27 protein-coding genes are annotated in these 26,619 nt (G+C 60.8%); 7 read left to right on the forward strand and 20 right to left on the reverse strand.

What is annotated here, in order from left to right; genetic code table 11:
• Positions 1 to 24: 24 nt before the first annotated feature.
• From ACWGKN_RS02835 to ACWGKN_RS02895, 13 genes are all read right to left on the reverse strand, one after another.
• Positions 25 to 1,008 (reverse strand): sugar phosphate isomerase/epimerase family protein, encoded by a 984-nt coding sequence (locus tag ACWGKN_RS02835; protein ID WP_424255953.1) that lies wholly within the window; start codon positions 1,006 to 1,008, stop codon positions 25 to 27.
• Positions 1,002 to 2,252, reverse strand: a complete 1,251-nt coding sequence (locus ACWGKN_RS02840; RefSeq protein WP_052159981.1) for an alpha-D-ribose 1-methylphosphonate 5-triphosphate diphosphatase — start codon at positions 2,250 to 2,252, stop codon at positions 1,002 to 1,004. The genes ACWGKN_RS02835 and ACWGKN_RS02840 overlap by 7 nt, the downstream gene beginning before the upstream one ends.
• Positions 2,246 to 2,923: a phosphonate C-P lyase system protein PhnL gene (locus ACWGKN_RS02845; RefSeq protein WP_035229926.1), complete on the reverse strand. Its 678-nt coding sequence runs from the start codon at positions 2,921 to 2,923 to the stop codon at positions 2,246 to 2,248. The genes ACWGKN_RS02840 and ACWGKN_RS02845 overlap by 7 nt, the downstream gene beginning before the upstream one ends.
• Before the next feature lie 13 nt (positions 2,924 to 2,936).
• Positions 2,937 to 3,809: an ATP-binding cassette domain-containing protein gene (locus ACWGKN_RS02850; RefSeq protein ID WP_035229929.1), complete on the reverse strand. Its 873-nt coding sequence runs from the start codon at positions 3,807 to 3,809 to the stop codon at positions 2,937 to 2,939.
• Positions 3,797 to 4,690, reverse strand: coding sequence for an alpha-D-ribose 1-methylphosphonate 5-phosphate C-P-lyase PhnJ (locus ACWGKN_RS02855; RefSeq protein ID WP_424255948.1), 894 nt, complete (start codon positions 4,688 to 4,690; stop codon positions 3,797 to 3,799). Before ACWGKN_RS02855 ends, ACWGKN_RS02850 begins: the two co-directional genes overlap by 13 nt.
• Positions 4,677 to 5,795 (reverse strand): carbon-phosphorus lyase complex subunit PhnI, encoded by a 1,119-nt coding sequence (locus tag ACWGKN_RS02860; protein WP_035229935.1) that lies wholly within the window; start codon positions 5,793 to 5,795, stop codon positions 4,677 to 4,679. The genes ACWGKN_RS02855 and ACWGKN_RS02860 overlap by 14 nt, the downstream gene beginning before the upstream one ends.
• 1 nt (position 5,796) lies before the next feature.
• Positions 5,797 to 6,351 (reverse strand): phosphonate C-P lyase system protein PhnH, encoded by a 555-nt coding sequence (gene phnH / locus ACWGKN_RS02865; protein WP_052159982.1) that lies wholly within the window; start codon positions 6,349 to 6,351, stop codon positions 5,797 to 5,799.
• Between the two features lie 2 nt (positions 6,352 to 6,353).
• Positions 6,354 to 6,755, reverse strand: a complete 402-nt coding sequence (locus ACWGKN_RS02870) for a phosphonate C-P lyase system protein PhnG (protein WP_424255972.1) — start codon at positions 6,753 to 6,755, stop codon at positions 6,354 to 6,356.
• Positions 6,756 to 6,775: 20 nt separating this feature from the next.
• A complete protein-coding gene (locus ACWGKN_RS02875; RefSeq protein ID WP_424255943.1) occupies positions 6,776 to 7,306 on the reverse strand; it encodes a GNAT family N-acetyltransferase in 531 nt (176 codons plus the stop codon).
• Positions 7,307 to 7,337: 31 nt separating this feature from the next.
• Positions 7,338 to 8,195 (reverse strand): phosphonate ABC transporter, permease protein PhnE, encoded by an 858-nt coding sequence (gene phnE, locus ACWGKN_RS02880; protein ID WP_052159984.1) that lies wholly within the window; start codon positions 8,193 to 8,195, stop codon positions 7,338 to 7,340.
• Between the two features lie 86 nt (positions 8,196 to 8,281).
• Entirely contained in the window at positions 8,282 to 9,151 is an 870-nt protein-coding gene (phnD, locus tag ACWGKN_RS02885; RefSeq protein ID WP_035229937.1) for a phosphonate ABC transporter substrate-binding protein, read from the reverse strand.
• A gap of 47 nt (positions 9,152 to 9,198) precedes the next feature.
• Positions 9,199 to 10,017, reverse strand: coding sequence for a phosphonate ABC transporter ATP-binding protein (gene phnC, locus ACWGKN_RS02890; protein WP_052159985.1), 819 nt, complete (start codon positions 10,015 to 10,017; stop codon positions 9,199 to 9,201).
• Between the two features lie 142 nt (positions 10,018 to 10,159).
• Positions 10,160 to 10,351: a hypothetical protein gene (locus ACWGKN_RS02895; RefSeq protein ID WP_424255939.1), complete on the reverse strand. Its 192-nt coding sequence runs from the start codon at positions 10,349 to 10,351 to the stop codon at positions 10,160 to 10,162.
• A gap of 702 nt (positions 10,352 to 11,053) precedes the next feature.
• Here ACWGKN_RS02895 and ACWGKN_RS02900 point away from each other — a divergent pair.
• The 3 genes from ACWGKN_RS02900 (at position 11,054) to ACWGKN_RS02910 (ending at position 12,412) form a co-directional block, all read left to right on the forward strand.
• Positions 11,054 to 11,434 (forward strand): hypothetical protein, encoded by a 381-nt coding sequence (locus ACWGKN_RS02900; RefSeq protein ID WP_035229940.1) that lies wholly within the window; start codon positions 11,054 to 11,056, stop codon positions 11,432 to 11,434.
• A 149-nt stretch (positions 11,435 to 11,583) separates the two neighbouring features.
• A complete protein-coding gene (locus ACWGKN_RS02905; protein ID WP_035229943.1) occupies positions 11,584 to 11,961 on the forward strand; it encodes a response regulator transcription factor in 378 nt (125 codons plus the stop codon).
• 1 nt (position 11,962) lies between these two features.
• On the forward strand, positions 11,963 to 12,412 hold the full coding sequence (locus ACWGKN_RS02910; RefSeq protein WP_052159986.1) for a chemotaxis protein CheX: 450 nt from the start codon (positions 11,963 to 11,965) through the stop codon (positions 12,410 to 12,412).
• Positions 12,413 to 12,476: 64 nt separating this feature from the next.
• On the opposite strand, the gene ACWGKN_RS02915 is transcribed toward ACWGKN_RS02910, so the two are convergent.
• Positions 12,477 to 12,605 (reverse strand): integrase core domain-containing protein, encoded by a 129-nt coding sequence (locus ACWGKN_RS02915; RefSeq protein ID WP_424254353.1) that lies wholly within the window; start codon positions 12,603 to 12,605, stop codon positions 12,477 to 12,479.
• Between the two features lie 278 nt (positions 12,606 to 12,883).
• Here ACWGKN_RS02915 and ACWGKN_RS02920 point away from each other — a divergent pair, with 278 nt between their 5' ends.
• Together ACWGKN_RS02920 and ACWGKN_RS02925 are read left to right on the forward strand one after the other, a co-directional pair.
• A complete protein-coding gene (locus tag ACWGKN_RS02920; RefSeq protein WP_424254355.1) occupies positions 12,884 to 13,729 on the forward strand; it encodes a universal stress protein in 846 nt (281 codons plus the stop codon).
• On the forward strand, positions 13,726 to 16,473 hold the full coding sequence (locus ACWGKN_RS02925) for an HAD-IC family P-type ATPase (RefSeq protein WP_052159987.1): 2,748 nt from the start codon (positions 13,726 to 13,728) through the stop codon (positions 16,471 to 16,473). Before ACWGKN_RS02920 ends, ACWGKN_RS02925 begins: the two co-directional genes overlap by 4 nt.
• Positions 16,474 to 16,559: 86 nt before the next feature.
• On the opposite strand, the gene ACWGKN_RS02930 is transcribed toward ACWGKN_RS02925, so the two are convergent.
• The 6 genes from ACWGKN_RS02930 to phoU all read right to left on the reverse strand — a co-directional run bounded on the left by ACWGKN_RS02930 (position 16,560) and on the right by phoU (position 23,483).
• Complete coding sequence (locus ACWGKN_RS02930) at positions 16,560 to 17,408, reverse strand: hypothetical protein (RefSeq protein WP_452094658.1); 849 nt, start codon at positions 17,406 to 17,408, stop codon at positions 16,560 to 16,562.
• Positions 17,409 to 17,966: 558 nt separating this feature from the next.
• Complete coding sequence (gene pstB / locus ACWGKN_RS02935; protein ID WP_035229978.1) at positions 17,967 to 18,809, reverse strand: phosphate ABC transporter ATP-binding protein PstB; 843 nt, start codon at positions 18,807 to 18,809, stop codon at positions 17,967 to 17,969.
• A gap of 149 nt (positions 18,810 to 18,958) precedes the next feature.
• Complete coding sequence (locus ACWGKN_RS02940) at positions 18,959 to 19,999, reverse strand: substrate-binding domain-containing protein (protein WP_452094659.1); 1,041 nt, start codon at positions 19,997 to 19,999, stop codon at positions 18,959 to 18,961.
• A gap of 78 nt (positions 20,000 to 20,077) precedes the next feature.
• Complete coding sequence (pstA, locus tag ACWGKN_RS02945) at positions 20,078 to 21,376, reverse strand: phosphate ABC transporter permease PstA (protein WP_052159927.1); 1,299 nt, start codon at positions 21,374 to 21,376, stop codon at positions 20,078 to 20,080.
• On the reverse strand, positions 21,369 to 22,757 hold the full coding sequence (gene pstC / locus ACWGKN_RS02950; RefSeq protein ID WP_035229393.1) for a phosphate ABC transporter permease subunit PstC: 1,389 nt from the start codon (positions 22,755 to 22,757) through the stop codon (positions 21,369 to 21,371). The genes pstA and pstC overlap by 8 nt, the downstream gene beginning before the upstream one ends.
• A 66-nt stretch (positions 22,758 to 22,823) precedes the next feature.
• Complete coding sequence (gene phoU, locus ACWGKN_RS02955) at positions 22,824 to 23,483, reverse strand: phosphate signaling complex protein PhoU (protein ID WP_035229395.1); 660 nt, start codon at positions 23,481 to 23,483, stop codon at positions 22,824 to 22,826.
• A gap of 295 nt (positions 23,484 to 23,778) precedes the next feature.
• Between phoU and ACWGKN_RS02960 the strand changes: the two genes are divergently transcribed.
• Both ACWGKN_RS02960 and ACWGKN_RS02965 read left to right on the forward strand, forming a co-directional pair.
• Positions 23,779 to 24,495: a response regulator gene (locus ACWGKN_RS02960; RefSeq protein ID WP_035229397.1), complete on the forward strand. Its 717-nt coding sequence runs from the start codon at positions 23,779 to 23,781 to the stop codon at positions 24,493 to 24,495.
• Position 24,496: 1 nt separating this feature from the next.
• Complete coding sequence (locus ACWGKN_RS02965; RefSeq protein ID WP_035229399.1) at positions 24,497 to 26,311, forward strand: ATP-binding protein; 1,815 nt, start codon at positions 24,497 to 24,499, stop codon at positions 26,309 to 26,311.
• The last annotated feature ends 308 nt before the right edge of the window (positions 26,312 to 26,619 follow it).

The raw sequence follows: 26,619 nt of genomic DNA on the forward strand, positions 1-26,619 counted from the left end.
GCCCGCGAAGATACCCGGATCGGATCAGGAATCTGTTCGTTTTGGGTGAGAAATGGATGAAATCTCCGCCCTCCCCTTGCCAATCTCGACACCGAGGTCATGGAGGATCGCCGCCAGATTGGCCGCGGCCTCGCCGGTCTGCTCAAAATAGCGACTGCGCAGCTCGCAGATCAGCAGGCCCTGAAAATCATGGATGAACAGGGCGAAGAGGTTGTGGAACGGCACGGATCCCCAGCCGACCGGCATGTGGGAGTCACCACGGCCGAAGGGGATCTGCTGGGTCTGGATCTTTTCGTTGTAATAGACCGGATGGCCGAAGTTGTCATGGACATGGCAGTGGGCGATGAACGGGTCGGCGGCGCTGACCGCGGCAACCGGATCGAATCCGTAGTAGCGTTCCGCAAGCTGGAGGTGGCCGAAATCAAGGGTCATCCGGACATTGGGCCGGTTGATTCTGCGGATCTGGGCCAGTAGTTCAAAGGGAAGCTCGGCGTAGCAGTACGGCGAATGGTGCAGGTAGGGCCGGGCATTTTCCATCGCGATGATGACCTCGGGAAAGCGGTCGGCTGCCTCCTGCAGGACCTTTGCCTCGTGGTCGAGCAGCTCACGCGTCTCGTCAGGGGGAAGGGTCTTCGGTCCGCTGATGCCGAATTCCTCTTCGGCCAGGTAGCGGCCGGGATGATAGACCATGCACCCGGCCCCGATGATCGCCGAAAATTCCAGCGAGGCGTACAGCACATCCCGATGCAGTTCGGGGATATGCCGATTCATCAGGTTCAGGGGATTGGGGGCATGGGTGCTGCAGCGGAAGCCGAAATCGGCGAGAACCGTCCTGACCTCGGCGGTGCGACGGCGATCGAGCCTGCCATTCCTGACAAGGTCGAGACCGTGGATCGAGATCTCGGCGGCGCCCAGGCCGAATTCCTGGAAGGCCTCCAGGTCACGGCGCAGCGCCCTGAGGCTGCCGTCGACCCGCACCTCGTTGATGTTGCTGCCGATGCTCAACATGTGGCAAAGACCTCCCGGCCGGCGACAAAGGTTTTGAGGACCCGGGGAAAGTCGTCGGAATAATCGACCAGGACCATGTCCGCCTCCTTGCCCACTTCCAGCGAACCGGTGTGATCGGCAATGCCGACGGCCCGGGCCGGGGTCAGGCTGACCATCTTCATCGCCTCGTGCAGGGGCAGGATGCCGAGTCGCTCGAGGGTCAGCACAGCATGGAGCATGGTCATCGGCGAGTAATCGGAACAGAGGATATCGCCGTACCCCCGGCTGATCGCCTCCCTGGCGCTGAGATTGCGGGCCTGCGACAGACCGCGGACGACATTGGGCGAACCCAGGCAGACATCGATACCCAGTTCCCGGGCGGCTCGAACGGCCTCGATATTGACCGGAAACTCGGTCACCCCGATGTTCATCTCCTTGAGCCAGGTGATCTTCTCCCGGCTGTCGTCGTCATGGGAGGCGATGGCGATGCCGTGTTGCCGGCAGAGATCGATCAGCAGGGCGATGGAACGGGGGGAATTGTCGTTTTTCGCCTGCAGCTTGCGTTCGATGATCTCGTCCATCTCGGCATCGGTCTTGGCATACACCGGCCCATAGTAGTTTTTGAAGGCGATGATGTCCCCGAACTGGCCCTGGCCCGGGGAGTGGTCCATGAACGAGAAGAGATCGATCTGCCCGTCGCGGATCAGTCCTTCGAGAAAGGGCACGGCCCCGAGGTCGGTGATCTCGAAACGGGCGTGGATTTTGGTGTTCACCTTCAGTTTGCCGGCCAGACCGTTGATCTGGCGGATGATCCCCGCCGCCGTGTTGTTGTTGCGCAGGCCCACCTCCAGTTCGGCAAAGGAGAGGGAGTGGTACATGGTGGTGATGCCGCAGGAGGCGATCTTCTTGTCCAGCTCGTACACCGCGATGTCGACCGGGAAGAAGGTGTTCGGGCGGGGCTCGATGCCCTTCTCGATGGCATCGGAGTGCAGGTCGACAAAGCCCGGGAACAGGTAGTTGCCGCTGGCGTCGATGACCCTGATGCCCGGGATGGTTCCCTCGCGGATCTCGGCGATCCTGCCGTCTTCCACCTGGAGAGAGGCATTTTCTCTGACCCCTTCCGGGGTGACCACCTGGGCGTTTCTGATCACGAATCCGTGCGGCAGCCCCTTTCTCTTCGGAGAGCCTGCCGCACAAGGTCGCTGCATCCGGTCCGGCGGGATAGTGACCGGCCCGGGATAGGTGTCGAAATTTTCTGTCAGCATATGGAGTACACCGAGTCTGTGACCGACTCCAGCAGAGCCGTGTCGTGAAAGATGCCGATCATGGTCGTGCCTTCCCCGCGCATTTCCTTGAGAATATCCAGCACGATCTCGACCGAGCCCCGGTCGAGCGAGGCGGTCGGTTCATCGAGGAGCAGCAGGCGGGGTTTCCAGCTCACCGCCCGGGCGATGTTGACCCGCTGCTGCTCGCCGCCGCTGAAGGTCGCCGGGTAGGCGTCGAAGAGGTGGCGGGGGATGCGCAGCTGCTCGAGCAGCCGGGTGGCCCGCTGCCGCGCCGCTTCCCGACTTACCCCGTTGCGGGTGAGGATCGGTTCCATGACCACATCGAGGGCGGAGACCCGGGGGATGACCTTCAGAAACTGGGAGACATAGCCCATCTCCCGATGGCGGAGGTCGATCACCGCCCGGTCGGGCAGGGTGGCCAGGTCGACCGGCCCCCAGGCGGCCGAGTCGTAGCGGATCGCCCCGCCGGTGGGGAGATAGGTGCGGTAGAGGCATTTCAGCACGGTGCTCTTGCCGGTGCCGCTTGGCCCGGAAAGACCGAGAAAACCTCCCGGCGGCACCCGGAAGGAAACCGCCCGGCAGGCCTCGATCCTTTTTTCACCGAGGATGTGGAGGAGGAAGTTTTTTGACAGGTTGTCGACGGTAATCACTGGCGCTCCTTCGCTAGAGTTGTGATGCCACGAGCAGCTGGGTATAGCGGTGCTGCGGGTCCTGCAGGATCTGGTCGGTCAGCCCTTCCTCCACCACCCGACCCGATTTCAACACCATGGTCCGCTGGCAGAGCAGGTTGACGACCCCGAGGTCATGGGAAACCACCAGCATCGACAGCTTGAACTCGCGGCGCAGATTCCTGATCAGATCGAGCACCCGGGCCTGGACCGAAAGGTCGAGGCCGGTCGTCACCTCATCGAGGAGGAGGATCAGCGGCTTGTTCGACAGGGCCTTGGCGATCTGCACCCGCTGCTGCATGCCGCCGCTGAAGTTGCAGGGCGGCTCGTCCATCCGCCGTACCGGGATCTCCGTTCTCTCGAGCAGTTCCGCCGCCCGCTCGCGCATCCCGGCGATATTGCGCCACCCCGCCCCGAGCAGCCGCTCGGCGATATTGCCGCCCGAGCTGACCTGCATCCGCAGGCCCAGATGCGGGTTCTGGTAGACGATGCCCATCAGGGCATTCCGGATCTGCCGTTTCTGGAACTGGCTCATGGTCAGGAGGTTGGCGCTGAATTGGTCCTGATCGGCAAAGATCTCCGGCCACAGGGCGGCCGCCCCGCCGCGGTGCAGCTCCATGCTGCCGCCGCTGGCCTCCCATTCGAAGTGGAGCAGGCGCACCAGGGTGCTCTTGCCGGAGCCGCTCTCGCCGACGATGCCGAGGGCCTCGTCCGGGAACAGATCAAACGACAGATCGCTGCAGGCGGTGACCGAGTCGCAGTGCGGGCAGACATTGGTGTCATGCTCCGGCCCGGTGGAGTCAAGACAGCGATCGCAGCCAGGCCCGAACCGTTTCGACAGGCCGCGCACCCGAATCAACGGTTCCATGTCACGCTCCTCTTGTCGCAGTAGCCGGTATCGGAACAGAAATAGCTTCTTCCGCCGCCGATATTGTCGATCACCTCATCGAGGAAGGTGTCGGCCGCACCGCAACGGGCGCAGGTCTTGCCGGCAAAATTCTCGGTCCTGAAGGTGTGGTCCTCGAACTCCAGCGGCTCGACGGCGGTATGCGGCGGGATGGCATAGATCCGTTTTTCCCGGCCGGCCCCGAACAGGAACAGGGTGTCGGCCATGTGCAGTTTGGGCACGTCCCAGCGGGGAATCGGGCTGGGATCGGTGATATAGCGGCCGTTGACGGTCACCGGGTAGCGGTAGCTGATGGTGATCTCGCCGAAATTGACGATATCTTCATAGAGATGCAGCCACATCCGGCTGTAGTCGGCCTCGGCATGCATCCGCCGGGTTTCCATCTCAGACGGTTCCACTTCCCGCAGCGCCTCCGGATAGGGAACCTGCAGGACCAGGATCTGGCGGTCGGTCATCCTTTCCTCCGGGATGCGGTGGCGGGTCTGGATGATGGTCGCCTCACCGGTGTCGGTGGTCACCGCCACCCCCGCCACCTTGGCCACGAATTTTTTGATATTGACGGCGTTGACGCTGCCGTCGCAGCCCTGGTCGATGACCTTGAGGATATCATCGGGCACGACGAGGGCGAGGGTGATCTGCAGGCCGCCGGTGCCCCAGCCGCGGGCAATCGGCATCTCCCGCGAGCCGTAGGGCACCTGGTAGCCGGGGATGGCCACCGCTTTCAGGATGCTGCGGCGGATCTCCTTTTTCGCCCCGTCGTCCATGAAGCCGAAGGGGTAGCCGGACGAACGGGCGGTGTCGTCCTGCCGCCGGTCATCCGCCAGCCATTCATGCAGTTGCATCGTTATCCTCCCTGTCTTGTCCAACGCCGGCCAGTTCCCGGGATTTCCGCAGGCGGTCGAGGTCGGAGAGAAAATCGACATAGTGCGGCAATTTCCAGTGATTGCAGAAACCCATGGCCTCGATGCCGTCGGTGTGATAGAGGACGAACTCCTGGTCTTCGGCCGGGCAGCTCGGGTGGGTGGTGCGGGTGCAGCGTTCGAGGACCGCCATCGAGATCGCCTTGATCTCGTTCTGGCCGAAACACAGACCGTAGCCCAGGCTGAACTTCGGCGGACCGTCACCGGCCTGCATCCGGGCCAGCACCTCCGCCTCGGTGATCTTCACTTCTCCGATGACATAGGGCTCGCCGCTGACCGGGTGGCGGACCGTCAGCGGCAGGTAGCCGACTCGCAACTCGCCGAGCGTCGGGTGGATATTGCCGTAGCCGCGCATGCTGGAATAGGCCAGAGCGAGCATGCCGCCGGTCTCCCCCCGGGCCAGGGCCTGCAGGGTGGCGCTGCGCCCGGTCGGGAAAGTCAGGGGTTGGCGGGTGATATCGAAGACCGGTCCTTCCTGGCGGGCGGCATCCGGGGCCTCTTCCAGCAGACCTTCCCGGCGCAGGATGTCGATCACCTTGGGGAAGGTAGCGGGGATCTCGGCCTCGGCCGGGAGATGGCTGAACAGCCGTTCGCGAAACGCCCTCCGTCGGCTCTCGTCGTCTTCGAGCAGGTCGAAATCCAGCAGCCGCAGGGTGTAGTCGCTGGTGGCCCCAAGGATCTGGCCCCCGGGAATATCCTTGAAGGCGGAAGAGATCCGTCGGACGATGCGCATCTTCTCCGTTCCGAGCGCCAGGGAATAGCCCAGCCGCTGCTGGGTGGCGCGGAAGGCGCGGAGCATGAACGCCGCCTCGAAGGTATCGCCGGCCGCCTGCTTGAGGGCCAGGGCCGCCAGGGTCGGGGCATACAGCGAGCCCTCGCCCATCACCCGGTCGACGGCGAGAGGGAGCTGCTCCCTGATCTGCTCGACCCCCAGCGGCGGCGACGAGCCCTTGCTCCGTTCATGGGCAAAGAGCTGGCATGCCCGCTCTATCGCCTCATTCCCGCCTTTGACTGCGACATAACTCATATCAGGCCACCTTTATCCGGGACGAACGGGGAATGCAGGCCACGCAGCCGTTGTCGTCCACAAAGACGGCGTCGACGCCGAGGGGAAATTCGCTGTTGGCCGCCATCAAACGGTGTACCGCATCGATCGGCAGGCCTTGAATCCGCAGCCGGGCCGTACCGTCAACCCCGGGACCGGAGAGCATGATCTCGCCCCTTCCTTCCTCGAGTTCGTTCACCAGATAGACCACGGTGGCCCCGCGATCGGGGCATTCGAGGCTGCCCCGGCGGCAGCCGGCCAGATGGTCGCCGCCGGCGGAAGGACCGATGACCAGATAATCGGCATCCGCCGGGGCCGCCGGCCGGCAGCCGGTCCGGCCGCCGACGAGCCCTGCCAGCTCCGGGTCACCGATGACGGCGACACCCACCTCATGGTCGACCAGGGAGCCGAGCACCTCGACGGCGGACTGCCTGGTTCCAACAACGTCCGGCAGACGGTAGACCCTGCCGGGATGGCTCATCGCCTGCAGCAGCACCCGGAAGGTCGAATGGTGACGAATGACTGTCGTTGGATCCATGGCTATGCCCCCGGCATCAGATCGAAATTGACTTTGGTGGCGGCGACCAGGGCCGCCTGGTCCGCCTGCCGCTTATTCTGCCGCAGTTCTTCCTCGTGCAGCAGGGATTGCAGTGCCTGCCGGATGCCAGGGGCTTCGGGGCAGCGGAGCACGGCATCCGCCGCGGCCCGGGCCAGCGCCCGGCGCGGGGCATCACCGGCCACCAGGCCGTATCCCTCGCTGCCGTGGCAGAGGACCCGGGCCTCGGTCACCAGGACCTCTCCCACATGGAAAGCGGTGGCCAGACTGTCCTGCACCGTCAGCATCACCAGTCCCGTCCGAGGCGGCAGGCTGACCGTCAGCTCGACATCGGTGAACAGCTGCAGCAACTCATCGATCTTCTGGTCATCCATGGAATGAAGCACAATAGTCAAATCGGAGGATATCATGTGGTCTGTCCCTGTATTGGAAAGAGCGGGCCGTGCCCGGGGAGAATGCCGGCGTCAGTGCCGCAGCCCGGGTGTGCAGGGCGATGCAGCGGGAGGACGAAACTGTAGCCATGCCGTGCAAAGCCCAGCGACTCGTAGAAGCGGTGGGCCGCCTCCCGGTGACGGTTGCTTGACAATGCCAGCTTGTAGCAACCCTTGGTCTGGCAGAGGGCGCCGACCTGGGCTACTATCCGACGGCCGATTCCCTGGCCGCGCAGCGCCGCCGCCACCACGACATCCTCGAGGATGGCCGAACGGGCGCCGCAGTGACCGAGGTTGTCCATGATCAGCAGGGCGAAGGTGGCCGCCACCCTGTCGCCATGGCGCACCACGTAGAGCCGGTAATCGGGGTAGGTCTGGATGCGGGCGAAAATCCGGCCGGCCGCCGCCAGATCGAGGACCTGACCGTCGTCCTGGCCGAGCTGGGCATAGAGTGAGAGGATGGCGGGCAGGTCGGCTTCGCCTGCCTCGCGGATGTCGATATCCATAATTGTACCTTGAGTGGCTGAAGTCCTTGTATCAGGTATAACGGGCCCTGATGGCGGCACTGATCCGGTCGATGATCGCCACCGTGATCACGATGATGATGAGGATGGTGGTGACGTCGTGGTTTTCGTAACTCCGCAGTTTGTCGAACAGGTAGATGCCGATGCCGCCGGCCCCGGTAAAGCCGAGGATGGTGGCCGAACGGACATCGGATTCGAGACGGTAGAGGCTCATCGACACGAAAAACGGGGTGATCTGGGGAATGACCGCATAACCGATCACCTTGACAAAGCCGGCGCCGGTGGCGGTCAGGGCATCGATAGGTTCCTGCTGGACCGTCTCGATCCCCTCGGAAAAGAGCTTGATCAATACCCCGGAGGTGTGGATGCCAAGGGCGAGAATACCGGGCATGGGGCCGAGGCCGACCGCCGAGACGAACAGCAGGGCCCAGATCACCTCGTTGATCGAGCGGCTGAGATTGGCCAGAAACCGCACCGTCATGTAGATGCCGTGCTTCAGCAGCAGGGCGGAGCGGCGGTGACCGGGAATGATGATGTCGAGGGTGTTTCTCGAGGCCAGAAACGACAGCGGGAAGGCGATCAGGATCGACAGGATCAGGGCGAGCACGGCCATCTGCACCGTCTCCAGCATGGAGAGAAGGTATTTCTGCAGATGGCGGCCGCCGAGGTCGGGCGGGAAAAACCCGCTGTCCTCGAGATCGGGATTGCCGGCGATATAGGTCACCATATTGCCCCAGCCGTCCAACAGGCCGCCCAGGCTCATCTCCGTCGACCGCCAGCACCAGGCCAGGACCATCAGGCCGAGGCCGATGACCATGATATTGTAAGGGTGGAAGGGGTTGGTCCGGCGCTTTATCTCGTCAATGTGCATGCACTTCCTCGGACACTCTCATACCGGGAAAAGGGGTGCGGCCGGGACGAGGCAGACCCCGGCCGCTGGAAAAAAGGCAGTTGGGGCTATTTGGCGGCCATCTGTTTTTTCACCTCGATCTGCTCGCGGATCGGGTTGTAGGTCGCATCGTCGGTGGCGGCGTAGCCCTGCAGTTTGAGCATCTTCAGACCTTCCTTGTCGTCATAGGAGAGAAAGGCCTCCTTCAGGGCCGATTTGAGGGAATCCGGCAGGTCCTTGCGGCAGGCCATCGGTGAACCGGGGATCAACTCCGAGGTCCACAGGATCTGAAAATCCTTGTCGGTCTGCCAGGCTTTGCCGTTGCCTCGAGCGAGATCGAGGTCGTTGGTCGAGGCGATATCGACCTTGCCGCCCTTGACCGCCAGGATCGACGCCTCGTGGCTGCCGGAATAGATGACCTTGGAGAAATACTGTTCGGGGTCGATCTTCATGGTCTTGACAAAGAAGACGGTCGGGACGAGGGTGCCGCTGGTCGAGTTGGGGTCGGTGAAGGCCCAGACTTTGCCCTTGGCATCGTCCATTGACATGATATCGGACCCCTTGCTGGTGATGATCACCCCCTTGTAGCCCTTGGAACCATCCTCCGCGACCTCCATGACCATGGCCTCGGCGTTGGCCCGATCGGCCGCCTCGACATAGGATTTCGGTCCGAAATAGGCCAGATCGATATGTTTGAACTGCATGGCGGTGATGACCCCGGCATAATCGCTTGCAACCTGCAGCTTCACCGGGATTTCCAGCTTTTTTTCCAGGTATTGGGCGAGGTTGCCGAAGCGTTCGGTGATATTGTCCGAGGACTCGGTGGGGATCAGGCCGAACTTCAGTTCCTTCGGCCAGTCGGCCGGTGCGGCATGAGACGCCGCCGGAATACAGAGGGACAGGGCCAGGGTGATGAGTGCGCGGTGAAGCCTTTTCATGGTTTTTTCTCCTTGTGGTTGATGATCGAGATGCTATCGAAGCCGGATCAAGCCTGACAGACTGCCGGTTGGAACGAACCCGAGGTGATCGGGTCGCAGAGAGGGTCAGCACCGACCTGGTCGGTCTGATCCTGGTTATAGATCTGCGCGACGGCGGCGGCACCGAGCCGCTCCGGTGGTCCGTCATAGACTATCCGGCCGTGGTTGAGGCCGATCACCCGGTGGCAGAATTCCCGGGCATAATCGAGTTGATGGAGATTGGAAACCACCGTGATGCCGTATTTTTCGTTGGCCTCCCGCAGGGTCTCCATGACATTGCGGGCACTGACCGGATCGAGCGAGGAGATCGGTTCATCGGCGAGGATGATCTCGGGCCGCTGGGCGATGGCCCGGGCGATCGCCACCCGCTGCTTCTGTCCTCCCGACAGCCGGTCGCAGCGGCTGAGCGCTTCCTGTTCAATCCCGACCACCTTCATGTACTCGTAGATCTCGTCGTACTGCTCCGGGCTGTAATGTTTCACCAGGGCCGACAGCAGCGGCTTGCGGTGCAACATGCCGCTGGCGATGTTGTCGAAGACGCTGAGTCTCGAGACCAGGTTGAACCCTTGAAAGATCACGCCGATCCTGGCGCGCAGGGCCTTCAACTGATGATGGCCGATTGTCCCCAGGTCGCAGCCGAGGACCTTGAGGCGGCCCTCGATGATTGAGGTGGTGGCATTCAGCCCCATCAGCAGCGTTGATTTGCCAACGCCGGACGGCCCGATAATGCTCAGGAATTCCCCCTTGCCGACATGCAGGTCGATGCCGCGGATGACTTTCTTGCGGCTGTAGCCCAAAGACAGATTTTCTGCTGTGATATGGCCCATCGGTTTTTGCCTCCGCTCTCGTTCGGATTTCTTCTTGTCTGCCGTAAATCGTGGTGTGCTGCAGTTGCTTGCGATGCTGTTCCCATCAGGATTGCAATTGTCTGTGATGATATCGGGGCCAGATGAAGATGCTGTTCATTCTCTATGAGAAAATCGTTTGTTCTAAGTGAGAGACGGGAATCTTTTGAAAGGTGGGGTTGTGCCGGGTAACTGCCAACTGCGGGTTTTCAAAGGACAGAGGGGAAAGACCGCGATGCAATTCTCCGCCCTTCCATTTCGTTTTTTTTCTCTCTGTCATTTCGAGCGTCGGCGAGAAATCTCGTTGTTCCTGCATGGCGACAGGAGATCTCTCCCTTTGGTCGAGATGACAGAGGGGGGTAGGTCACGATGACTGACAGGAAAGGGCGAAAAGCGGGTGAATGGTCGCGATTGGAGAAAGAAAGGGTGACAGGGCGGGGGAAAGATCGTGATGACCAGAAGGAAGGGGGCGCAATGACAGGGGAGAATGTCGCGATCACCGGTGGGACCGAGCCTTCAATCTACAGATGATCCGTCTACATTCAATCTGTAGAAGATCCGCCTATGACGCCGATGTCATATAGTCGCCGCCGTGTTCAATCTCCTGCCGGAACTTTCGGTATTTCTTAAAACACCTGCCTTTTGCCACTTCCGAACCATATCCTGATCATTTTCTAACCTGTTCTCAATAACCATTTTGTAATTACTCCTCCGATCAAAAACTGTTGGATAATCGGCGATGCTCATATCTGAAGCTCTTTCATTTATGACAAAATCCGAGGTCGATGCATCCAGGCAGGGGCGTTGACAACAGTGTCTCCCTGCCACTCCGGAAAATCCGGACTGATTGCTCTTGTCCCCGGACCCTGCGGAAACCGAAGAAAAACGTATTTATACCGGAAAAGGTCATCCCTGGGCATCGGTTATAGATTGCCGGCGGCTTACGGGAAAACCGCTGTTGAGACAGCCAAGTGTGGCGTCATTGTTGCGCTGGTGCTTCAGCGCGAAGGAGAAAGTCATGAAAAATCCATTTTCGAGTACCATAAAGGGTAGCAAAGGTTCGATGCGAGCCTTCGGTGGAATATTCCGGTCCAAATACATCGAACTGATTCTGGCCGTTGGCTTGTTTATTCTTCTCGATTCCGGTGTATTGATCCTCAACTTTTACACTTCCTACCAGATTGCCAACGATGCCCATGCGATCCAGCTTGCCAGTCGTATGGGAACGCTCAGTCAAGGCCTTTTGCATGAACTCTACCAGGTTCAGGATGATGCCGACAACCCGAGTGGCAGCTACTCGGAATCGATCGATATATTTGCCAAATCCTACAAGCTCTTTGATGAAACACTCGATGCATTCAAAGTCCAGGGTGAGATTCCAGGCCGGCCGGTATACTGAGTTTCTGTTTACGTTCGAGGGGGAAAGAGTAGCCGTTCAATCGTAACGACAAGGAACTCAAGGTGTTCCGTTGTAAGGTGCATTAACGAATCGGCGCAGCGAATGGGAACTCCTGTGCTGATTATCACGAGACAATTGAGGAGAGGGTAATGAAAATGCTCATAGTTGATGACTCGCTGATTATTCGCAGGAAAATAGAGCGAGAGATCAACCTTCCGGAATTGAAAGAGATTTACACGGCAAGTAATGGGCAGGAGGCCGTGGAGGTTTTTACGGCCCATGAGCCTGAACTGGTCACCATGGACCTGACCATGCCGAGGATGGACGGCACGGAATGTGTCAAGCAACTGGTAGCCATCAATCCCGACACGGTTATTCTGGTGATATCGGCGCTCGCTGATAGAGCCACCGCCATCAAGGCCGTTAAATACGGAGCCTATGGTTTCTTATGTAAGCCCTTCACTGAAAGTGAAATTAACGAGGCGCTTACCAAATGTATTGCTTTCAGCAAAGAACTGAGGGGCTGATATGATAACGGAAAGGGATATCGAAGTGTTTATCGACGGAATAAAGCATTATTTCCGGACCAGTACAGAAATAGATATCGTCGTGGAAACCCCGTATCTCATCTCTGCCGATGAAATATCTGTCAACGATTACACCGGAATCATAGGAATCTCCGGAGAACGCAAAGGTTTCGTCCTGGTGACGGCCCCGACAGTCATGCTCCGTTATCTTGTGTTGAGCCTGGGTGAGAAAGCCGTCACCCCTGACCTTGTCCACGATGTGATCGGTGAAGTGGCGAACACGATTTCCGGTAATGCCCGTCGATCTTTCGGGCCGGGATTCATGATTTCGGTTCCTCTGATAGTGCAGGGGCAGCCGGAACGGATTGGGGCTGCCAAAGATACCAATGGTTATGTCATTCCGTCTCGTTGGAATACCTTCCCATTTCAACTGGTGGTGTCACTGCAGTAACAGTCCATCATCTCTTCGTCATCCTCGCCGTCACTCACCCATCCCCCGCGGGGGATGGGTGGCCTCAATCAGCTCGCTCCATCAATTGGTTGAAAATCTCGTCTGGCGTGGCTCCAGACAATGCTTGATGGGGTCTAACCATATTGTATCGCACGACAAACTTCTGAATTCCCTTCTCCAGTTCAATTGGCATCGCTAGGATTTCAAATAGATGTCCTCGTATTTGATCGTTCTCCAGAAGCGCTCAATAACAACATTATCTAGCCACCGGCCTCGTCCGTCCATACTCATTCGAATTCCTGATCCTTGTACACAATCTTGCCATTGCTCGGAGGTGAAATGACACCCCTGGTCAGTATTGATATCGGCCGCTTTTATTGTTGCCCTTGCTTTCCAACCGACAATTACCCTACATTGATAATGGGAAGACTCTTTGCAATGTCGTCGGACAAACCATTTTCCGGGGGTGGTATGGAGCGGCAGATCTATCTCGCCTACGACGGTTCAATCAATGCCGATTGGGTCTCCCGCTACGCCATTCGGATAGCCGCAACCTTTCACAACCGCAGGATCATCCTGATCCATATCCTCGATCATTCCGCCTCCAGACGCAGGATAGACGAGAAGATTGCCGCCATCGCCCGCGAATGCGAGGTGCACGGCATCGAGTGCCGGAGTGTGATCCATGATCTCGACCGGGATGTTTTTTCCAGCCTGCTCCGGCTTATCCCTGCCGGCGACAACAGTTACTGCCTGTGCGGGGCGCGGATCGCCTCCCGGGGCAGAGGTTTTCTCGCCGGCACGGTCTCGGAGCGACTGCTCCGCTCGCGGCTGTTCAATGTCATGGCCATCCGGGTGGTCAACCCCGGCCTGATGGGCTGTCCGAGAACGCTGCTGTTCCCGCTGGCCGGCCATCCCCGCAGATTCGAGGCCGCCATGCCGTTTCTGCGGCTGTTCACCTCCACCCCGATCACCCTGCATCTGCTTCGGGTGATAGTGGTCAACCCCATCCAACTCCGCTACATTTCAGCTGAAATTGCACGAAAAAAGCTCGCCGCAGGCCGGGAGTACCTGCATCGGGTAATGAGAGAAATCGAGGAAGAGATCGCCGACGCCCCCTGGCATCTAGATCCCCATGTGGTGCTCTCCGACAACTGGGCCGAAGAAATTCTCGTCCAGGCCGGCAAGGTACGGGCATCGATGATCCTGCTCGGGGCTACCGAACGAAGCCAGCCATCACGGTTTTTCTCCAGCAACCGGCTCGAACAGATCCTCCGCAACACCCCGTGCGATGTCGGGATTTACCGCAAGCGATGACACGATTGCCTCAGCATATCGGCACCATTGGGCCGGATCGGGTGTATGCCTCTCTCCACACCCGTCCTGAAGGCTTGACACCGGCCGAGGTGGCGGAACGGCAGGCCCACATCGGCCAGAACAGCTTCGAGGTGATCGATCGCTGGAAACTGCTGCGGCTCCTGGGCCGGCAGTTCACCAATTTTTTCGCCATCCTGCTGGTCATCTCGGCGCTCATCTGCTTTATCGCCCAGCGGATCAATCCCGGGGAAGGCATGGGAGTCCTCGGCTGGGCCCTGACCGGTGTGGCGCTGCTCAACGCCGTGTTCAGTTTTTTCCAGGAATACCGGGCCGAAAAGGCTATGGAGGCGCTGAAGAAATTTCTGCCCCACCTGGTCGAGATTTGCCGCCAGGGCCTGATCTCCAAGGTCCCTGCGGCAGAGCTCGTCCCCGGCGATGTGGTCATTCTGGCGGAGGGGGACAAGATTGCGGCGGATATGCGGATTGTTGCCGCGGAAGGACTGATGATCGACAATGCCCCACTGACCGGGGAATCGATTGCCGTCCGGCTGTCGCCCCTGGCCCGGGAAAAAATACTCGAGGAATGCGACAATATCGCCTTTGCCGGCTGCACCGTGGTCAAAGGCGGCGGGCGCGGGGTGGTGTTTGCCACCGGTCTCCGCACCCGGTTCGGCCGTATCGCCAACCTATCCCAGACCATCCGCCGTAGCGACTCCCCCCTGGAACGCGAGATTTCACGGATGATCCGGGTGCTGACGATCATCGCCTGCAGCATGGGGGTCAGTTTTTTCCTGTACGGTGTCGCCAGCGGCAGATCGCTGTGGATCAATCTGGTGTTCATGATGGGCATCATCGTCGCCAATGTCCCGGAAGGGCTGCTGCCGACGCTGACCGTGGCGCTGGTCATGGGCAGCCTGCGGATGGCGCGAAAAAATGTCCTGGTCACCAGCCTCAATGCGGTGGAGGCGCTCGGGGCCGTACATGTCGTCTGTACCGATAAGACCGGCACCCTGACCTTGAACAGTCTGACCATCACCACCATGATCGACCCGGTATCGGGGGAGGCGATGACGGGGGAGCAGGAACGGACGCTGACGGCGCTTGCCCTCAGCGCCTCCGACGTCCGGGCAGCGGCCGAACAGGTGCTCGGCGATCCGCTGGATGTGGCGGTTGCCCGGCACTGGCTCGGTCTTGCGCCCGACGGATTGGCCGAGGTGCAGCGGCAGGTCCGCCGCTATTTCGCCTTCGATGTCGACAAACGACGAGCGGCCGGGGTCTTCGCCGACCAGGGCAAGGCGCTCTTTGTGGTCAAAGGCGCCTTTGAGGCCATCCGGCCGATGGTGACGGCGATCGCTGCCGCCGGGGCAGGTGCGACACTGATCAACGCGGCGCCGCTGGCGCAGCGGTTGGCCGCCAGCGAAGCGATCATGCAGCGGATGGCGGCCCAGGGCCTGAGGGTCCTCGCCGTTGCCTGTCGCGATCTTTCGGTGGCGGAGGCGGAGGCCTGCAGCGCCCCGGAGGCGACAGCCGACTTCCTGGAGCATGATCTGGTCCTGGCCGGGTTCATCGGGGTGGAAGATCCGCTCAGGCCGGAGGTGCCGCAGGCAGTGGCCAAATGCCATGCCGCCGGCATCGCGGTGATGATGATCACTGGCGATCACCCCGCGACGGCGCTGGCCATAGCGGCCAAGGCGGGGATTGTCCAGCCCGGCTGCAGCGATCATCTCACCGGCGACCAACTCCGGCAGCTGACGGTGCCCGGCCTGGTCGAACGCCTGGAGCATGGTGTCCGGGTCTTTGCCCGGACCACGCCGGAGCAGAAAATGAAGATCGTCACCGCCCTCAAACACATGGACAAGGTGGTGGCCATGACCGGCGACGGGGTCAATGACGCGCCGGCCCTAAAAGCGGCCGACATCGGTATCGCCATGGGAAAAATGGGAACCGACGTTGCCAGGGAGTCGGCCCAGGTGATCCTGCTCGACGACAACTTCGCCCATATCGTCGACGGCATCGAAGAAGGCCGGACCGTCTTCCAGAACATGAAAAAGTTCACCAACTATGTCCTTGTCAGCAACGGGCCCGAAATACTGCCCTACCTGCTCTATATCGTCCTGCCGGTTCCGCTTGCCCTCAACATCATCCACATCCTCTCCATCGATCTGGGCACCGACATCATTCCCTCCATGGGTCTGGGCCAGGAACCGCCGGATCCGGAGATCATGAGCAGCCCTCCTCGGAACCGTACCGAGGGATTGCTGACACGGCGACTCATTCTCCACAGTTACGGCTTTCTCGGCCTGCTCGAGGGGCTGTGGTCCCTCTTTCTCTTTTTCTTTGTCCTGGTTGACGGCGGCTGGCGCTACGGCATGGATCTGCCGACCACCTCGCCGCTGTACCGTTCCGCCACCGGCATCACCCTGGCCTCGATCTTCCTGATGCAGATCGGCAACCTGATCGGCCGCCGCTCGCGCCGGGGGTCCGGCCTCGACAGGGGGATTTTCCGCAACCGATTGCTCCTCGCCGGTATAGCCATCCAGATTGTCTTCGCCTGGGCGACCCTGTATTATCCACCGCTGCAGAAGGTGCTGAATACCGGGCCGGTGGCGCCGGTGTTCTTTGGGCTGGCCTGGCTGGGGATCGTCTGGATCTTCGGGCTGGATTATCTCTCTAAGTATCTGGGCACGCGGCGATCGCCGGCGGCAGCCGGTATCCACCGACCAGGGCATTCTGATCGCCGTTGAACCGGCAGCGTTGGATCGGAGAGACAATCCACGGGAAAAGTCCAGGGTGGTGTTCTCACAACACGAGCAGCCGCAATCGCCGCCATTCAGCCCCGTTGCCACAGGATGTGAGCGATCTCCAGCGGAACCGCAACGCCATCGAAGTGCGGGATCGCCCGCGGTGTATAATCGGATTGCGGGCGCGCGGCAGATACGGCCGAGCGGTAAACGTACCCTCCCGACGCCCCCGCCAGTTGGCGGTCTCGCCGCATCTCCTGCCGGATCGGGCCGTTTTCACCTATCCCCTCGGCATAGACCTCGACTCGCACCGCATTCGGGTCGAGTTCATTGAGATAGACCTGAACCTCGTAGAGGTACTGGTCGCCGGTGGTCTCCACCTTGACATCGCCGAAGCGCAGCTTCTCCCATTTCTGTTCCAGCTCGTGCTGCCAATCGACCGAATGCCGGCCGATCGCGCCGTTATCGGCAAGACGCAACCGGTAGGCTATGGCCGCCGGAATGTAGTATTGCTCGGTATAATCACGGACTGCGCGGCTGGCGGAGAAGCGGGGAGTCAACCGCGCCATGCTTTCCCGCATCCTCGCCACCCAGGCCGTGGGGATGCCGCGCTCATCGCGGCTATAAAACTCCGGGATCACCTCCCGCTCGAGCAGATCGTAGAGCGCCTCGGCCTCGCTGGCATCCCACGCAGGATCATCGCCATGCTCCCGGCCATCCCCCAGCGCCCACCCCAGATCCGGTTCGAAGTCTTCGGCCCACCAACCGTCCAGTTCCGAAAGATTAACCCTACAACGGCACTTATGAACATGTGTGCCACATGCTGTAGGTCGCTTCGGAGTACGAATACTGCATATTGTATCTATATTGACATGTTGCGTTGTAGGGTTAATCCCGTCATTGACCAGCACCTTCATGCCGCTCCCTGAAATTGACACCCTCTCGGCAACATCCCCATCGTGTCGATGTTGCCGCCCCACTGGCGCCGATCATTGGCGCGCTCCGGAAAATTCGCCACTCAATCTATCGGCATGAAACCATACCAGTCATGCCGGCGGTCGGATCGCACGATGTCTTCCGCGCTCAGGCCCATAAATTCTCCGTCAGAGGGAGTCTCAGCCAATGCCATCTCATGCAGCTGGATGTAATCCGATCGGCAGCGGTCATTGATTGCGATCACGATTGTGATTACTCTCGACGGGGGCTATACCACCAAGGCTAACGAAGTTGCACTACTCCATGCCAATACGATTATCGAAGCATTGCTTGCCGAGCAGAAGGGAGGCGGGAGATGAGTGGTTTTTACTGCAGCATTTCGGACATAAGGTTGAACTGGCGGGGGGTACTTCAAGGACATGGCTTGTTCGCCCACAGGGGTATCTCGCTGGATAATTCCTCTCCTCCACGCCTCTTCAACTCCCCCTGAAAGGAAAAAAGCCCGGCGGTATGTGTCCGCCGGGCTTTCATTGTGCCTGCTGCAGCCGCTTCGGGCGATATCAGCCGAACCGGCCGGTGATATAGTCCTCGGTCAGCCGGTGCCTGGGGTTGGTGAAGATCCGCTCGGTCGGGCCGACCTCGATCAGGTCGCCGAGGTGGAAGTAGGCGGTGCGCTGCGATACCCGCGAGGCCTGCTGCATGGCATGGGTGACGATGACGATCGAGTACTGCAGCCGCAGTTCATCGATCAGGTCCTCGATCCGGGCGGTGGCGATCGGGTCGAGGGCCGAGCAGGGCTCGTCCATCAGGATGACTTCGGGGCTGACGGCGATGGCCCGGGCGATGCACAGCCGCTGCTGCTGTCCGCCCGACAGTCCGGTCCCAGGTTCATGCAGGCGGTCCTTCACTTCTTCCCACAGCCCCGCCTTGTTGAGCGAGATCTCGACGATCTCCTCGAGCTCGGTCTTGTTGCGGGTGAGGCCATGGATCTTCGGCCCGTAGGCGACGTTGTCGAAGATTGATTTGGGAAAGGGGTTCGGTTTCTGGAAGACCATGCCGACCCGGGCCCGCAGCGGCACGACATCCACCGACGGAGCATAGATGTCCTCGCCGTCGAGCCGGATCTCGCCGGTCACCCGGCAGCCGGGGACGGTGTCGTTCATCCGGTTGAGGCAACGGAGAAAGGTCGATTTGCCGCACCCCGACGGCCCGATCATCGCCAGCACCTCGTTGCAGCCGACATCGATGCTGATCGAGCGGATGGCGCATTTGTCGCCGTAATAGACGGCGACATCCCTGGCGGTCATGCGGGGATTGGCGACAAAGGGCTCGCCGACGGTCTGCCGCTGCGCCTCCTGTCCGGCGGTCTGCAGCTGGGATGCGGCAAAACCGGTTCCTTCCATCGTCGATTGATTGGTGTTCCCTGCCTGTCCGGATGTCAGTTTCATAAACATGCTTCGTCTGCCGCGATTGGCTGCCTGTCAATGGATTGCAACGGAATGGGGCCGGCCGGGGCGATGATCGCCCCGGCCGGCCGGTTGATTGCAGTGTATTACATGGTCTTCAGATTGGCGACGTCATCGGCGTATTTTTTCCGCTCCGCGACCGGCATCGGGATCATCCCCTTGTCGGCGAGGTAGCCGTCGTCACCCCAGGCCTTCTCGCTCGAAAACTCGGTGATGTACTCCTTGATGCCGGGGATCACCCCGACATGGGCCTTCTTGACGTAGATGAAGAGCGGGCGGGAGACGGCGTACTTGCCGGCCGAGATGTTGTCGAAGGTCGGGGCCTCGCCCTCGATCAGCGAACCCTGGATGGCATCGGCGTTCTGGTCGAGGAAGGAGAAGCCGAAGATGCCGAGAGACTTGGGGTTGGCCTGCAGCTTCTGGACGATGAGGTTGTCGTTCTCGCCGGCCTCGACATAGGCGCCGTCCTCGCGCACGGTTTCGCTCACCCGCTTGAAGGCGTCCTTGTCGCTCTTGGCCATCGCCTTGATGAAGTCGAACTCCTCGGCGCCCTCGACCATCACCATCTCGGTGAAGGCGTCACGGGTGCCGGAGGTCGGCGGCGGGCCGAGGACCTCGATGGCGGTATCGGGCAGTGCCGGGTTGATTTCCTTCCAGGTCTTGTACGGGTTGGCGATCAACTTGCCGTCGTTCTGCGGGTCCGGCACTTCCTTGGCCAGGGCGAGGAAGATCTCCTTGCGGGTCAGTTGCATCGGTTCGGCGGTCTTGGCGTTGGCCAGGACAATCCCATCATAACCGATCTTCATCTCGATGATGTCCTTGACCCCGTTTTTGGCGCAGTGCTCTTTCTCGGAATCCTTGATCGCCCGGGACGCATTGGTGATATCCGGGTAGCTGACGCCGACGCCGCCGCAGAACAGCTTGAAGCCGCCGCCGGTGCCGGTCGACTCGATCTTGGGGGTCTTGAAGTTGGAGCCCTTGCCGAACTGCTCGGCGACGACGGTGGCGAAGGGGTAGACGGTGGACGAACCGACGATGGCGATCGAGTCGCGGGCCGCCATGGCGGTGCCGGTGCTGATCAGGGTCATGGTCAGGGCGCTGGCCAGAAAGATGCTCCGTGCTTTCATTGCGTTCTCCTTGTGTTGTGGATGAATACTGCTGGTATTGGTGTAATAGCGGGCATTGGATTGAAGTGGGGTGATGTGTTACCACTTGATCTCGAATTTTTTCCTCAGGATTACCGCTGCGGCGTTCATGATGATCAGAAAGGCGAGCAGGACCATGATCGCCGCCGAGGTCTTCTCGGTGAAGGCCCGCTCCGGACTATCGGCCCAGAGGAAGATCTGCACCGGCAGGGCGGTGGCCGGATCGGTGACGCCGCCTGGGATGTCGACGATGAAGGCGATCATGCCGATCATCAACAGCGGCGCGGTGTCGCCCAGCGCTCGCGCCATGCCGATGATGGTCCCGGTCAGCATGCCGGGCAGGGCCAGCGGCAGGACGTGATGGATGACCGTCTGCATCTTCGAGGAGCCGATGCCCAGCGCTGCCTCGCGAATCGACGGCGGCACCGACTTCAGCGAGGCGCGGCTGGCGATGATGATCACCGGCAGGGTCATCAGGGTCAGCACCAGGCCGCCGACGATCGGGGTCGAGCGGGGCATGCCGAAAAAGTTGATGAAGATGGCCAGGCCGAGCAGGCCGAAGATGATCGACGGCACCGCGGCGAGGTTGTTGATATTGACCTCGATGATATTGGTCCAGAGATTATCCGGGGCGAACTCCTCGAGGTAAATGGCCGCCATGACGCCGATCGGAAAGGAGAGGAGCAGGGTGATGAGCAACGAGAAGAACGACCCCATGACCGCCCCCCGGATACCGGCCTGTTCGGGCTCGCGGGAATCGCCGGCGGTGAAGAAGGTGGTGTTGAAACGGGTCTCGATCCGGCCCTGTTCCCGGAGGGACGTGATCCAGGCGAGCTGGTTGTCCTTCAGACGGCGGTTGGCCTCTTCCCCTTCACTGCTGATCTGGCCCTTGAGCAGCATGTCGACGTCGTCGTCGGCCAGGACCCAGATCTTCTGAGTGCTGCCGATCAGGTTGGGATTCCGGGCGACCATGTCCTGCAGGGTGTAGGCGGCCGAGGGACTGACGATCCTGTAGAGCTGCTTCAGCGCCGAGCGCTCCCTGACCTCCGGGAACATCGAGCGCAGCGACTGCTTGACGAGGCCGGGAAAATCGGCGGCGGCGAGGTTCTCGCTGGCGAAGGCCGCCTCGTCGAAGGTCACCGACAACTCGATGTACGTCTGCCTGAAGGCGGTGTAGCCGCTGCCGATGATTGAACCGAAGAGGAAGACCAGGAACGACAGGGCCACGATGACCGCCGCCAGTCCGAGGCGCCGGAATCGTTTTTCGGCCCGATAACGGCGCGGCAGATCCTTGCCGATCTTTTCGGTGAGCGATCGTTGGGGTGTTTCGCCGATGGGTGGACGCTCGCTTCTACTCATACTGTTCACGGTATTTCTGCACCACCCGCAGGGCGATGAAGTTGAGGAAGAGGGTGAAGAAGAACAGCACCAGACCCAGGGCAAAGGCCGCCAGCGTCTTCGGGCTGTCGAATTCCTGGTCGCCGACCAGCAGGGTGACGATCTGCACCGTGACCGTGGTCACCGCCTTGAACGGATTGGCGGTCAGGTTGGCCGACAGTCCGGCGGCCATGACGACGATCATCGTCTCGCCGATAGCTCGGGACACGGCCAGCAGGACGCCGCCGACGATGCCGGGCAGGGCGGCCGGGACGATGACGTTTTTCACCGTCTCGAACCGGGTCGCCCCCAGGGCCAGCGAGCCGTCGCGCAGCGATTGCGGCACGGCGTGAAGCACATCCTCGGACAGCGACGAGACGAAGGGGATGATCATGATGCCCATGACCAGCCCGGCCGCCAGGGCGCTCTCGGAGGAAACCGGGAGATTGAAGTGGAGGCCGAGGTCACGGATCAACGGGGCGACGGTCAGGGCGGCGAAAAAACCGTAGACCACCGTCGGGATGCCGGCGAGGATCTCCAGCAGCGGTTTGGCGATGGTGCGCAGGCGTTCGCTGGCGTATTCCGAGAGAAAGATGGCGGACAGCAGGCCGATCGGGATCGCGACGATCATCGCGATCAGGGCGATGAGCATGGTCCCGGCGAAGACCGGGACGGCGCCGAAGGCCCCGGAGGAACCGGTCTGGTCGGCGCGGATCGCCATCTGCGGGCTCCAGTCGAGACCGAAGAGGAAATGGTGGGCCGGCACGATCTTGAAGAAGCGGATGGCCTCGAACAGCACCGACAGGACGATGCCGATGGTGGTGAAGATGGCGAAGGCCGAACAGAGGATCAGCAGCGCCTTCAGCACCCCTTCGACGATATTCCTGGCCCTGAGGCGGACGGTGATGCGGCGATAGACGAGCGCCGTCGAGACCGCTGCCAGCAGCAGGACGATCCCGGTGAGCAACTGGTCGGATATGTCCTGCAGCTCGATATACCGCTCCGCCGCCTCGAGGATCGCCGTCTGATCGGCGCCGGGGGTAAAGTTGCCGGCGACGACGTTTTTGATGTCGTTGATGATGAGGCTGAACTCGCTGGCGGAGAGCCCCTGAGTCTCCGGCGGCAGGCCGGCCCTGAGCAGGCCGGTGAGCACCGAAGGCTCGACTGCCTGCCACAGGATGGCGATGCAGAATGCCGGCAGGACGGCGGCGACAACCGTCAGCGCCCCATAGTGACTGGGCAGCGAATGAAGACTGCGGATCCCGCCCCCGGCGTTTGCCACTGCCATGGCTTTCCTGGTGCCGAAAACGTAGGCACCGATGGCGAGGAGCAGGAGTAGGAGGAGCAGATAAGGAAAATCCATGGTTGTCTCAGCAGTCGGTTACGGTAATGTCGATGCGGTTGTATGGTTACCCTTTCTTCGGCGGCCTCACTGGCAGCGGACGATCTCGCCTTCGACCAGGTAGATGACCTCCTCGGCGATATTGGTGGCCCGGTCGCCGATCCGTTCGAGGTGGCGGGCGATCAGGTAGCTGTTGATCAGCTGGCCGGGGTGTTCCGGGTGTTTGCGGATCATGTCCTTGACCTTGAGGTAGGCGTCGAGGCGCATGGCGTCGACCTCGTCATCGAGCATGAAGACAGTGCGGGCCAGTCTGACGTCGCGAGTGGTCATCGCGTCGATGCTCATCTTCAGCATGGTGATGACCTTTTCCGCCATCTCGGTATAATCATAGGGGGTGGGGACGCGGTGCGGGCTCTTGAGGATTCCCTGCATGCGCATCGCCACGTTGACGGCAAGATCGGCAATGCGCTCGATCTCGCTGTTGATCTTGATCACCATGATGATGAAACGGAGGTCGCTGGCCACCGGCTGGTGCAGGGCCAGGATCTTGAGGCATTCCTCTTCCACCTCCATTTCCATCTCGTCGACTTCATAATCGGAGAGGACCAGCGATTGGATGAGGTCGAGATCGCGGGTCTTGATGATCGTGGCCGCCTTGCGGACCCGGTCCTCGGCCATGGCGCTCATCTTGAGGACCATCTTGTTGAGCTTGATCAGCGCGTGATGAAAGGTGTAATGGGTGGTCATCGATCGTCATTCCTGAGTGAGGTCGAGGTGGTGTCCGCCATGGGAGCCGTCCTTGATGTTGGAGATAACGTAAAGACTTTATGTTTCGTTGCGATCAGGACTTCGTTAGATTTTGGTTAAGGGGGCGATTGAGCTTGCGGGCAGGGGGGAAAATGCAGCACATTTGGAGACGCAAGGGCAAGAGACCGCTACGGGGATGTCCCGCTGGCGGCCATATCGGTGGTGGTCCCCGACGGGTGACGCACTCCTCGGGGAGGTCGGAGCACGCAGAAGCAAGAGAGGAACATTCAGGAACATGGCAAAACCGTATATTCTCGTTGTTGAAGACGATGCCGATATCCAGCAGTTGGTGAGTTACAATCTGATCAAGGCCGGTTTCCACGTCGGCTGTGCTGATTCCGGCGAGGAGGCGCTGGCCAGCCTGGAGCGTGATGAGGTCGACTGCATCCTGCTCGACCTGATGCTGCCGGGGATGAGCGGAATCGAGGTCTGCGCCGCCGTCAGGAAAAGCGGGTTGCCGCACCGGGCGGCGGTGCCGATTCTGATGCTGACCGCCAAGGGCGAGGAAGAGGATGTGGTCGCCGGTCTCGAGGCCGGTGCCGATGACTATATCACCAAGCCCTTCAGCCCCAAGGTCCTCATCGCCCGGGTCAAGGCGGTTCTCAGACGCGGCCAGGCAAAGGAAGGGGAGAACGAACGGCACACCATAATCACCGGGGCCGGCATCGAGATCGACCAGGGCCGGCATGAAGTCCGCCTGGATGGAGAATTATTGAGCCTGACGATGACTGAGTTCGGCATCCTCTCGCTCCTGGCGGCGAAACCGGGTTGGGTCTTCAGCCGGCAGCAGATCATCGATACTGTCCGCGGCTATGATTTTTTGATCACTCCGAGGGCCATCGACGTGCAGATTTACGGCCTGCGCAAAAAGCTCGGCGAGGCCGGTGAGAGCATCGAGACCGTCCGCGGTATCGGCTATCGTTTCAAGTCAACGCGGAGTGGGGACAGATGAGATGAGACAGAAAAAACTCGTATGGCATATATTTCCGTCCTTCCTGGCAGCCATCCTGCTGTGCATCGTTGCCGTCACCTGGTATGCATCCGCCAGCATCCAGGATTTTTTTCTCGCTCATGTCGAGGCCGACCTGATGGCCCGGGCCGGCTTGGTAAGGGCCAGGGTCGAAAGACTGCTCGCCGACCCGTCGGAGCTCCGTTCATTCTGCGTCCAGGTCGGGCGGGAATCGGTGACCAGGATTACCGTCATCTCCCCCGACGGCAGAATCCTTGCCGATTCCAACGAGAGGCCGGAGTCGATGGAGAATCATCTGAAGCGGCCGGAAATCGTCACGGCGTTGGCCGGCGGCACAGGGCAATCGCTGCGCTTCAGCCGGACCCTCAACGAGTCGATGCTCTATGTCGCCATTCCCATACGCCATGCAACCACGGGAGCAGCCACGGTCGATGCCGTGCTGCGCCTGGCGGTGCCGGTGACCTCCATCGATCGCGCCCTGGCGGCAATCCAGATGCGGATCGGCCTCGGTTCGATCGTCGTCATCGTCGTCGCCGGATTGATTGTTCTCCTCATTTCGCGCCGGATCAGTCGTCCCTTCGAGGGAATGAAACAAAATGCCGAGGACTTCGCCCGGGGAGATTTCAGCCGTAAGATGCAGATGTCCCTTCCCGACTCGGCCTCGCTCGAGGTGGTCTCCTTCGCCGCGTCGATGGATCGGATGGCGGAGATGCTCGATGACAAGATCACGACCATCGAAACCCACAGGAAACAGCTCGATGCCGTTTTTTCGAGCATGATCGAAGCGGTTGTCGCGATCGACAAGGACGAACGGGTGATCGGCATCAATGCCGCCGCCGCCCGCCTGCTCGGGGTCGATGCCGGGGAGGCACCCGGAAAGTTTCTGCAGGCCGTGGTCCGCAACATCGAGCTGCAGGACCAGATCGGCGGGGTATTGTCCTCCGGCGAACCGGTGGAGAACGAGATCGTCTTTCGTGACCGGGAAGGGGAAAAGCTGCTGCAGGTCCGCATCGTCAGCCTTCATGCCGGCAGGGCGAAGGAAGTCGGGGCGTTGGCGGTGATCAACGACGTCACCAAGTTGCGGCGGCTGGAGACTATCCGCCGGGACTTCGTCGCCAACGTCTCGCACGAGCTGCGGACGCCGATCACCTCGATCCGCGGCTATGTCGAGACCTTGCTCGACGGGGCCATCGATAACCGGGACGTCGCGGTCTCGTTCCTGCAGACGGTGTTGCGCCAGTCCGAGAGGTTGAACGCGATTATCGACGACCTGCTGGCCCTGTCGAGGATCGAGCAGGAGTCGAGAGCCGGCGGGATAGATCTCCGCGAGGGACCGCTCGGCAAGGTTCTCGAGGCCGCGGTCCAGACCTGCCGGATCGAGGCGGAAAAGGCCGGAGTCGGCCTCGTCGTCGACTGTCCGGAGGGGATCCTGGCGACGATGAACGACACCCTGCTCGAACAGGCGATCGTCAACCTGGTGGTCAACGCCATCCGGTACAGCCGGAGCGGTGAGGTGGTTTCGGTTGCAGCCGCCTCGAGTGCAGGTGAAGGCGGGATTCCGCAGGTGGCGATTGCGGTCAGGGATACCGGCTGCGGCATTGCCCCGAAGCACCTGCCGCGGCTCTTTGAGCGCTTCTATCGCAGCGACCAGGCAAGGAGCAGGGCGGAGGGCGGGACCGGACTCGGTCTGGCCATCGTCAAACACATTGTCCAGGCCCATGGCGGCACCATCGATGTCCGCAGTCAGGAGGGGATCGGCTCCGAGTTCATCATCACCCTGGAGGGCAGAACGGCCTGAAGCCCGGTGTCGATATCACCGGTTTCCATGCGTCGCCGGTGATGCTGGAAGCCCCAAAACCACATCATGCCGCTGCGGTCCGGTTGTCAGCCACTTTTCTGGACAGCAGGCGGGGCCGGCGGCCTCCGATCCTGCGGCATTTTCAGGATTCCGTGCCAGGAGGGGTGAAAATCTCTCCGACTCAAATTTATCTTTATTTTTCCCGTAATATCTGGACAATTGTTGTATGGAACTGTCGCCGAATTCCCAACACAAGGCCACGGCTCGCTATACTGCCGAACGACCGAAGATTGTGACAGTACTGACTC

It is taken from the genome of Desulfoprunum sp., from assembly GCF_053613775.1.